Genomic DNA, 10,162 nt, shown 5'->3' on the forward strand with positions numbered 1-10,162 from the left:
AGAAATACGGATTCCTTTTTAAGTAGATGTTCTAAAGAATAGCAATATAAAATAAAAAGAACTGGGATAATTAACTATCCTAGTTCTTTTTTATATGAACTGTTCTTCTATTCCCCCTCAGCTAACTCTTTCCCGAGTTGGATGAGGTAGTCTTTCAAGTCGTCTTTGACTTGTGGGTGTTTGAGAGCGTAGTCGATGGAGGTTTTCATAAAGCCGAACTTGTCTCCGACATCGTAACGAGCCCCTTTGAACTCACGAGCAAATACACGTTGTGTTTTATTGAGGGTATCGATTGCATCTGTCAGCTGAATTTCATTTCCTGCACCTGGAGCTTGGTTTTCGAGGATTTGGAAAATTTCAGGCGTGAGGAGGTAGCGCCCGATAATAGCAAGGTCGCTAGGAGCATCCTCTGGCGCTGGTTTTTCAACGAAGGTTTCAACGCTGTAAAGGCCGTCTTTTCCTTCGCCTTGCGGAGCAATAACCCCGTAAGCAGATACTTCGTCATGAGGGACTGGCATAACAGCGATAGTAGACGCGTGGGTACGCTCGTAGTCATCCATGAGTTGTTTGGTGAGTGGAACAGCTTTTTCGTTGGTGATATCCATCAAGTCATCACCAAGCATAACGATAAAGGGTTCATTTCCAACGAAAGCCTTGGCTTGCAAAACGGCATCTCCGAGACCACGTGGATGCGTTTGGCGGATAAAATGCAGACGCATACCAGTTGTTTCATCAACTAGCTTCAAAAGATCTGTTTTCCCTTTTTCTTTGAGGTTGTATTCCAATTCGAAGTTTGAGTCGAAGTGGTCCTCAATGGAACGTTTTGACTTACCCGTAACAACCAAAATGTCTTCGATGCCAGATTTGAGGGCCTCTTCAACGATAAACTGGATAGTGGGCTTGTCTACGATTGGCAACATTTCCTTGGCTAAGGCCTTAGTTGCTGGGAGGAAGCGAGTTCCCAATCCAGCGGCTGGGATGACTGCTTTTCTGACTTTTTGTTTCATAATGTTCCTTTCTATAAGGGTCTAAGACCATTCGTTTTCTGCTTTAAATTCATTGCTCATGATGTCAGTGATTGCTTCTTTGATATTGACACCTTCATAGATCACTCGGTAAATAGCCTGTGTGATTGGCATGTAGACACCCAATTCCTGAGCCAGTTCGTAAGCTGCTCGAGTCGTTGAGATGCCTTCGATGACCATGCCCATGTTTGCTTCGATGTCTGCGAGGGATTCTCCGCGGCCGAGAGCATTACCGGCCCTCCAGTTACGAGAGTGGACAGATGTTCCCGTTACAATCAAATCCCCAACTCCAGAAAGACCGCTATAAGTCAGAGGGTTAGCTCCAAGAGCGACACCTAGACGGGTGATTTCAGCCAAGCCACGTGCGATGATGGCCGCCTTGGCATTGTCACCAAACCCTAGTCCATGTAGTGCCCCAGCGCCAACTGCGATGATGTTTTTGAGAGCACCAGCGGTTTCAACCCCGATAACATCCGTATTGGTATAGAGGCGGAAGTAGTGATTGCTAAAGAGATTTTGGACGTACTGGGCAGTTTCAAGGTCTTTAGAGGCTGCAGTGATCAAGGTAATATCCCGTACAATAGTTTCCTCAGCGTGGCTAGGTCCTGAAACAACGACGATATCACTACGAAGGTCAGCTGGGATTTCCTCTTCAAGAATGGTTGATAGACGTTTGTGGCTATCTGGTTCCAAGCCTTTGGAGGCATGCATGATGACAACTTTGTGATCAAGTACCTTTGCCACTTGTTGGGCAACCAGTCTCGTTACTTTTGTTGGGACCACAAATAAAACAGCATCCACATTCTTTAGTGTTTCTTCCAAGTCATGATAGGCTTTGATCTTTTCGTCGAGTAGGATATCTTTGAAATAGCGTTTGTTTGTATGTTGGTTATTGATTTCATCGATCTGGTCAGAAATATTTCCCCAAATTCGAACCTCGTGTCCATTGTCGTTTAGGACCTGCGAAAGGGCGGTCCCCCAAGAACCAGGACCCAAGACAGCGATGGTTTGTTTCTTCATCTTTTCCTCCTTGTAAGAGTTCTTCCTTTCATTTTACCATAAAAAGCCTTTTCATGCATCACCTGTATATGAAAGCGCACTAATTTATAATAAGGAGACTTCTTTGACAAGATTTCTCTTTTTTGCTAGAATAGCATCAATATGACCGAATGAGAAGGAGCTGACGCAGGATGTCGCTCCCTTTATCTATTTTATTAGGAGGAAATATGCTCATTAAAAAAATAAAAACCTATAAATGGCAGGCCTTGTCATCCCTAATGATGACAGGCTTGATGGTTGCGAGCTCTCTCTTGCAACCGCGCTATTTGCAAGAGGTGTTAGAGGCTTTGTTGGCCGGACAAAATGAGGCGATTTATAGTATTGGCGCTTGGTTGATAGGGGTAGCCCTAGTTGGTCTGGTTGCAGGTGGGATTAATGTGACACTTGCAGCCTATATTGCTCAAGGAGTGTCTTCGGACCTTCGGGAAGACGCTTTTCGCAAGATTCAGACCTTTTCTTATGCCAATATCGAGCAATTCAATGCCGGAAACCTTGTCGTCCGTATGACTAATGATATAAATCAAATTCAGAATGTGGTGATGATGGCTTTTCAAATTCTCTTCCGTCTCCCTCTTCTCTTTATCGGTTCCTTTATCTTGGCGGTTCACACTCTTCCGTCACTTTGGTGGGTGATTGTCCTCATGGTGCTCCTAATCTTTGCACTAACAGCCATCATGATGGGGATGATGGGGCCACGATTTGCTAAGTTTCAAACCCTTCTTGAACGGATCAATGCTATCGCCAAGGAAAATCTACGTGGTGTGCGCGTAGTTAAATCCTTTGTACAGGAAAAAGCACAATTTGACAAATTTACCGAGGTTTCAGATGAACTTCTCGGCCAAAATCTTTATATCGGTTATGCCTTCTCAGTTATAGAACCCGTTATGATGCTAGTCGGCTATGGAGCGGTCTTCCTCTCTATCTGGTTGGTGGCCGGAATGGCTCAGTCAGATCCATCTGTAGTGGGCTCGATTGCTTCCTTTATCAACTATCTCAGCCAGATTATCTTTACCATTATCATGGTTGGATTTTTAGGAAATTCTGTCAGTCGTGCTATGATTTCCTTGCGTCGTATCCGCGAGATTCTAGATACCAAGCCAGCGATGACCTTTAAAGATCTCCCAGACGAAGAGTTAGAAGGAAGTCTCTCTTTTGAAAATGTGACCTTCACCTATCCTAATGATGATGAGCCTATGCTGAAGAATGTAACCTTTGAAATTGCGCCTGGTCAGATGGTGGGTGTGGTTGGGGCGACTGGAGCAGGGAAGTCCACTCTAGCTCAGTTAATTCCACGACTTTTTGATCCACAGGAGGGATCTATCAAGATTGGTGGCAAGGATATTCGAGACGTCAGCGAGGGAACCTTGCGTAAAACAGTTTCCATTGTCTTGCAACGTGCTATTCTCTTTAGCGGGACCATTGCAGATAATCTTCGTCAAGGGAAAGGCAATGCCAGCGTGTCAGAAATGGAACGTGCAGCACGGATTGCCCAAGCCAGTGAATTTATCGGACGCATGGAAAACAAATTTGAGAGTCAGGTCGAAGAACGTGGCACCAACTTTTCTGGTGGACAAAAGCAACGGATGTCCATTGCCCGTGGGATTGTCAGCAATCCCCGTATCCTGATTTTTGACGATTCGACTTCAGCCTTGGATGCCAAGTCAGAAAGACTCGTGCAGGAAGCTTTGAATAAAGATCTGAAAGGGACAACAACCATTATCATCGCTCAAAAGATCAGTTCAGTCGTCCATGCGGATAAGATTTTGGTCTTGGATCAAGGACGCTTGATTGGAGAAGGACGGCATGCAGACTTGGTAGCTGACAATGCCGTCTACCGCGAAATCTACGAAACACAAAAGGGAAAGGAGGAATAAAATGAAAACCGTTCTATTTTTCTGGAATTATTTTAAAGTTTACAAGTTCTCCTTTGTCATTGTGATTCTGATGGTTGCAGTTGCGACGATTGCCCAAGCCCTCTTTCCAGTTTTTTCAGGTCAAGCAGTGACGGAGCTCGCTAACCTAGTTCTAGCTTATCAAAATGGAACTTCTGAACTAGCCTGGCAGAGTTTATCAGCTCTGATGCTGAATCTAGCTCTGGTTGTCCTTGCCTTAGTGGTATCCAGTTTGATTTACATGACCTTGATGACCCGTGTGATTGCTGAGTCAACAAATGAGATGCGTAAGGGCCTCTTTGGCAAACTTTCTCGTTTAACGGTTTCTTTCTTTGACCGCCATCAGGATGGCGATATCCTTTCTCGTTTCACGAGTGACTTGGACAACATCCTTCAAGCCTTCAATGAAAGTCTAGTTCAGGTTATGAGCAATATTGCTCTTTACATCGGTTTGATTTTTGTCATGTTTTCAAGAAATGTGACGCTAGCCCTGATAACAGTAGCCAGCACCCCAGTAGCCTTTCTCATGTTGGTTTTCATCGTGAAAATGGCCCGCAAGTACACTAATCTTCAGCAAAAAGAGGTTGGGAAACTCAACGCCTACATGGACGAGAGTATTTCTGGACAGAAAGCTGTTATCGTACAAGGAATTCAAGACGACATCGTAGCAGGCTTTGTGGAGCAAAATGAGCGCGTGCGCAAGGCAACTTTTAAAGGGAGAATGTTCTCAGGTATCCTCTTTCCAGTTATGAATGGGATGAGCTTGGTCAATACGGCCATCGTCATTTTTGCTGGTTCTGCGGTCCTGCTGAACGATCCAAGTATCGAAACAACAACAGCCCTAGGTTTGATTGTCATGTTTACCCAATTTTCTCAGCAGTACTACCAGCCAATTATCCAGGTGGCTGCGAGTTGGGGGAGCCTCCAGTTGGCCTTTACTGGAGCGGATCGTATCCAAGAAATGTTTGATGCAGAAGAAGAGATTCGTCCGCAAAATGCGCCTGCCTTTACGGAGTTGCGAGAAGGTGTTGAAATCAGTCACATTGATTTCTCTTATGTGCCAGACAAGCCGATTTTAAAAGATGTCAGCATTTCAGCTCCTAAGGGGAAGATGGTAGCAGTTGTCGGCCCGACTGGTTCAGGGAAAACGACCATCATGAACCTCATCAATCGTTTCTACGATGTGGATGCAGGTAGCATTTCTTTTGATGGGAAAGACATTCGTGACTATGACTTGGATAGCCTTCGGAGCAAGGTCGGTATTGTCTTGCAGGATACGGTCTTGTTTAGTGGAACAATCCGAGACAATATCCGCTTTGGCGTGCCAGATGCCAGTCAGGGAATGGTCGAAGCAGCTGCCAAGGCAACTCATATTCATGACTATATCGAAAGCTTGCCTGACAAGTATGATACCCTTATTGATGATGAGCAAAATATCTTCTCGACTGGTCAGAAACAATTGATTTCCATCGCTCGGACCTTGATGACAGATCCTCAAGTCCTAATCTTAGATGAGGCGACTTCCAATGTCGATACCGTAACAGAAAGCAAGATTCAACATGCCATGGAGGCAGTTGTAGCAGGTCGAACCAGTTTTGTGATTGCCCATCGTTTGAAGACCATCCTCAATGCCGATCAGATTATTGTCCTTAAAGATGGAGAGGTCATTGAACGTGGAAATCATCAGGAACTACTCAAGCTTGGAGGCTTCTACTCAGAACTCTATCACAATCAATTTGTATTTGAATAAGAAAAAAGTTGTCCTTTTGGGCAGCTTTTTCTTATCCATAAAAAATACTTATCACGGTCTTTTAAAAAACATATTAGACAGCAGAGAGCTTGAATGATAAGATAGGACTATCGTTAGAAAATCGAAAGGAGACACATCATGGCTAGAACGGTTGTAGGAGTTGCTGCAAATCTATGTCCTGTAGATGCAGAAGGGAAAAACATTCATTCATCTGTATCTTGTAAATTTGCAGAGAGCATTCGTCAAGTCGGTGGTCTTCCTTTAGTGATTCCTGTAGGGGATGAGTCCATTGTGCGCGATTATGTGGAAATGATTGATAAACTCATCTTGACAGGTGGGCAAAATGTCCATCCTCAGTTTTATGGAGAGAAAAAGACCATTGAGAGCGATGATTACAACCTAGTGAGAGATGAGTTTGAACTGGCTCTCTTGAAGGAAGCGCTTCGTCAGAATAAACCAATTATGGCAATCTGTCGTGGAGTTCAGCTGGTCAATGTTGCTTTTGGCGGCACCCTCCACCAAGAAATTGAGGGGCACTGGCAAGGCTTGCCTTTTGGAACATCTCATTCTATTGAGACAGTAGAAGGAAGCGTGGTGGCTAAGTTATTTGGTAAAGAAAGTCAGGTCAATTCAGTTCATCGTCAAAGCATCAAAGACCTGGCGCCTAATTTCCGTGTGACAGCGGTGGACCCTCGCGACCAGACGGTGGAAGCGATTGAGTCTATCGATGAGCATCGTATCATTGGTTTGCAGTGGCATCCAGAGTTTTTGGTCAATGAAGAGGACGGCAATTTAGAACTATTTGAGTATTTATTAAATGAATTGTAACGGTTAGAATATCTAGCCGTTTTTATTCGTCCTTTCAGATTTTTTATATTTTAGCAAATTTACGCAAACGTTTGAATTATGATAAAAATTGGGCAAATTCAATAAAAAAACTTGAAAAAATCGAAGGTAAGCGTTATGATAGAAAAGAAGAAATTTTGGAGGATTATCATGTCACATATTAAATTTGATTATTCAAAAGTTTTAGACAAATTTGTTGCCCCACATGAAGTGGAATACATGCAAGCGCAAGTAACAGCTGCAGACCAAATGATTCGTAAAGGAACTGGTGCTGGTAGCGACTTTTTGGGTTGGTTGGACCTTCCTGAAAATTATGACCGCGAAGAATTCGACCGCATCTTGAAAGCTGCTGAGCAAATCAAATCAGACAGCGATGTCTTGGTTGTAATCGGTATCGGTGGATCTTACCTTGGTGCCAAAGCCGCCATCGACTTCTTGAACCACCATTTTGCTAACTTGCAAACAAAAGAAGAACGCAAAGCTCCACAAATCCTTTACGCTGGAAACTCAATCTCATCTACTTACCTTGCTGACTTGGTAGAGTACGTAGCTGACAAAGATTTCTCAGTAAACGTGATTTCTAAATCAGGTACAACAACAGAACCAGCGATTGCTTTCCGTGTCTTCAAAGAACTCTTGGTTAAGAAATACGGTCAAGAAGAAGCCAACAAACGTATCTACGCTACAACTGACCGCCAAAAAGGTGCTGTTAAGGTTGAAGCAGATGCTAATGGTTGGGAAACATTTGTAGTTCCAGATGACATCGGTGGACGCTTCTCAGTATTGACAGCAGTTGGATTGCTTCCAATCGCTGCATCAGGTGCAGATATCAAAGCCCTTATGGAAGGTGCCAACGCAGCTCGTAAGGATTATACTTCAGACAAGATTGCTGAAAATGAAGCTTACCAATACGCAGCCGTTCGTAACATCCTTTACCGTAAAGGCTACGCTACTGAAATCTTGGTAAACTACGAGCCATCACTTCAATACTTCTCAGAATGGTGGAAACAATTGGCTGGTGAGTCAGAAGGAAAAGACCAAAAAGGGATCTACCCAACTTCAGCAAACTTCTCAACTGACTTGCACTCATTGGGTCAATTTATCCAAGAAGGAACTCGTATCATGTTTGAAACAGTTGTCCGTGTTGATAAACCACGTAAGAACGTGATCATTCCTACTTTGGAAGAAGACCTTGATGGACTTGGTTACCTTCAAGGAAAAGACGTTGACTTTGTAAACAAAAAAGCAACTGACGGTGTTCTTCTTGCCCACACAGATGGTGATGTACCAAACATGTACGTAACCCTTCCAGAGCAAGATGCCTTCACTCTTGGTTACACCATCTACTTCTTCGAATTGGCAATTGCCCTTTCAGGTTACTTGAATGCCATCAACCCATTTGACCAACCAGGTGTTGAAGCCTACAAACGTAACATGTTTGCCCTTCTTGGAAAACCAGGATTTGAAGAATTGAGCAAAGAGCTTAACGCACGTCTATAATAGAAGAAAAGAGTGGCTTGACCACTCTTTTTACTCTCTTTATTCATAGACATTGGACTCAGGCGAGACTTGTGATATAATATAGAAAGCAAAAAGGCAGACGCCTAGAGACTTTATAGGAGAAACTATGTCAAAAGATATCCGCGTACGCTACGCACCAAGTCCAACAGGACTACTACACATCGGAAATGCCCGTACAGCATTATTCAACTACCTTTACGCACGCCATCATGGTGGAACTTTTATCATCCGTATCGAAGATACTGACCGTAAACGCCATGTCGAAGACGGAGAGCGTTCACAACTTGAAAACCTTCGTTGGTTAGGCATGGACTGGGATGAAAGCCCAGAAACTCATGAAAACTATCGCCAATCAGAGCGTTTGGAACTCTATCAAAAATACATCGACCAATTGCTAGCCGAAGGAAAAGCCTACAAATCATACGTTACAGAAGAAGAGTTGGCAGCTGAGCGCGAACGCCAAGAAGCATCTGGCGAAACACCACGCTACATCAATGAATATCTTGGCATGAGTGAAGAAGAAAAAGCTGCTTATGTGGCTGAACGTGAAGCAGCTGGTATCATCCCAACCGTTCGCTTAGCCGTCAATGAAGCTGGTATTTACAAATGGCATGACATGGTCAAAGGCGATATCGAATTTGAAGGTGGTAATATCGGTGGTGACTGGGTAATTCAAAAGAAAGATGGTTACCCAACTTACAACTTTGCCGTTGTTATCGATGACCACGACATGCAAATTTCCCATGTTATCCGTGGAGATGACCATATTGCCAATACACCAAAACAACTCATGGTTTATGAAGCGCTTGGATGGGAAGCACCTGAGTTTGGTCACATGACCTTGATTATCAACTCTGAAACGGGTAAAAAATTATCTAAACGCGATACCAACACCCTTCAGTTTATCGAAGACTACCGTAAAAAAGGTTATTTACCAGAAGCAGTCTTTAACTTCATTGCTCTTCTTGGTTGGAACCCAGGTGGCGAAGATGAAATCTTCTCTCGTGAAGAACTCATTAAACTTTTCGATGAAAACCGCCTCAGCAAGTCCCCAGCAGCCTTTGACCAGAAGAAACTAGACTGGATGAGCAATGACTACATCAAGAGAGCTGACTTAGCAACCATCTTTGAAATGGCAAAACCATTCCTAGAAGAAGCAGGACGTTTGACTGACAAGGCCGAAAAATTGGTAGAACTCTACAAACCACAAATGAAGTCGGTAGATGAGATTGTTCCATTGACAGATCTCTTCTTCTCAGACTTCCCAGAGTTGACAGAGGCAGAGCGCGAGGTCATGGCGGGCGAAACAGTTCCAACAGTTCTTGAAGCCTTTAAAACAAAACTTGAAGCAATGACAGACGATGAATTTGTGACAGAAAATATCTTCCCACAAATCAAAGCGGTTCAAAAAGAAACAGGTATTAAAGGGAAAAACCTTTTCATGCCAATTCGTATCGCAGTTTCAGGTGAAATGCATGGACCAGAATTACCAGATACAATTTTCTTGCTTGGACGTAAAAAATCAATCCAGCATATCGAAAACATGCTAAAAGAAATCTCTAAATAAGAAGGATGCAACAATGGACATCTGGGAAAAGATGTACGAAGAAGCACAGAAACTATATAATCCACATGAAGTATCTGATTTTGTTTATGCTAATCATGTTGTAGCTGCAGTAGAAGCAGAAGATGGTCAGATATTCACAGGATTTTGTATGGAGGGCACCTGTGGTGTTTTCCATCTCTGTGCAGAACGGGCAGCTCTCTTCAATATGTATCAATTTTCAGGACAAACTAAAGTTAAGAAAATCCTCGCCTTTCGAGATAAACCTCCCTACGGCGAAGGATCAGGTATGCCCTGTGGCGCTTGCAGAGAATTTCTCTTAGAATTGAATGCTGAAAATAAAGAAGCAGAGTTCATGATGAACTACGAAACAAGAAAAACAATCAAAGTTGCCGAGTTGATCCCATACTGGTGGGGAGAGGAACGTGCAACTAATTGTCAAACCAAATAGATAGGGTCAGTTTAACTGGCTCTTTTCCATTATCTTTTCAGAATTTCGATAAAG

General features: G+C 43.4%; 8 protein-coding genes. 6 read left to right on the top strand and 2 right to left on the bottom strand.

Annotation, left to right across the window (positions count from 1 at the left end; all coding sequences use genetic code 11):
* Positions 1-107: 107 nt before the first annotated feature.
* Both galU and HMPREF9189_RS11460 read right to left on the bottom strand, forming a co-directional pair.
* Entirely contained in the window at positions 108-1,007 is a 900-nt protein-coding gene (gene galU, locus HMPREF9189_RS11455; RefSeq protein WP_000811020.1) for a UTP--glucose-1-phosphate uridylyltransferase GalU, read from the bottom strand.
* A 21-nt stretch (positions 1,008-1,028) separates the two neighbouring features.
* Complete coding sequence (locus HMPREF9189_RS11460; protein ID WP_000745030.1) at positions 1,029-2,045, bottom strand: NAD(P)H-dependent glycerol-3-phosphate dehydrogenase; 1,017 nt, start codon at positions 2,043-2,045, stop codon at positions 1,029-1,031.
* 206 nt (positions 2,046-2,251) lie between these two features.
* Between HMPREF9189_RS11460 and HMPREF9189_RS11465 the strand changes: the two genes are divergently transcribed.
* The 6 genes from HMPREF9189_RS11465 to HMPREF9189_RS11495 all read left to right on the top strand — a co-directional run bounded on the left by HMPREF9189_RS11465 (position 2,252) and on the right by HMPREF9189_RS11495 (position 10,108).
* Entirely contained in the window at positions 2,252-3,958 is a 1,707-nt protein-coding gene (locus HMPREF9189_RS11465) for an ABC transporter ATP-binding protein (protein ID WP_000905737.1), read from the top strand.
* A 1-nt stretch (position 3,959) separates the two neighbouring features.
* On the top strand, positions 3,960-5,726 hold the full coding sequence (locus HMPREF9189_RS11470; RefSeq protein ID WP_000859688.1) for an ABC transporter ATP-binding protein: 1,767 nt from the start codon (positions 3,960-3,962) through the stop codon (positions 5,724-5,726).
* Positions 5,727-5,864: 138 nt separating this feature from the next.
* On the top strand, positions 5,865-6,554 hold the full coding sequence (locus tag HMPREF9189_RS11475; protein WP_000124757.1) for a gamma-glutamyl-gamma-aminobutyrate hydrolase family protein: 690 nt from the start codon (positions 5,865-5,867) through the stop codon (positions 6,552-6,554).
* Between the two features lie 168 nt (positions 6,555-6,722).
* The gene (locus HMPREF9189_RS11485; RefSeq protein ID WP_000018252.1) at positions 6,723-8,072 is read left to right on the top strand and encodes a glucose-6-phosphate isomerase; all 1,350 of its coding nucleotides are present in this window, start codon (positions 6,723-6,725) and stop codon (positions 8,070-8,072) included.
* A gap of 127 nt (positions 8,073-8,199) precedes the next feature.
* A complete protein-coding gene (gene gltX, locus HMPREF9189_RS11490) occupies positions 8,200-9,660 on the top strand; it encodes a glutamate--tRNA ligase (RefSeq protein ID WP_000031068.1) in 1,461 nt (486 codons plus the stop codon).
* Between the two features lie 13 nt (positions 9,661-9,673).
* Positions 9,674-10,108 (top strand): cytidine deaminase, encoded by a 435-nt coding sequence (locus HMPREF9189_RS11495; protein WP_000355902.1) that lies wholly within the window; start codon positions 9,674-9,676, stop codon positions 10,106-10,108.
* Positions 10,109-10,162: the final 54 nt, after the last annotated feature.

It is taken from the genome of Streptococcus sp. oral taxon 071 str. 73H25AP (assembly GCF_000146755.1).
Taxonomy (GTDB): Bacteria; Bacillota; Bacilli; order Lactobacillales; family Streptococcaceae; genus Streptococcus; species Streptococcus oralis_T.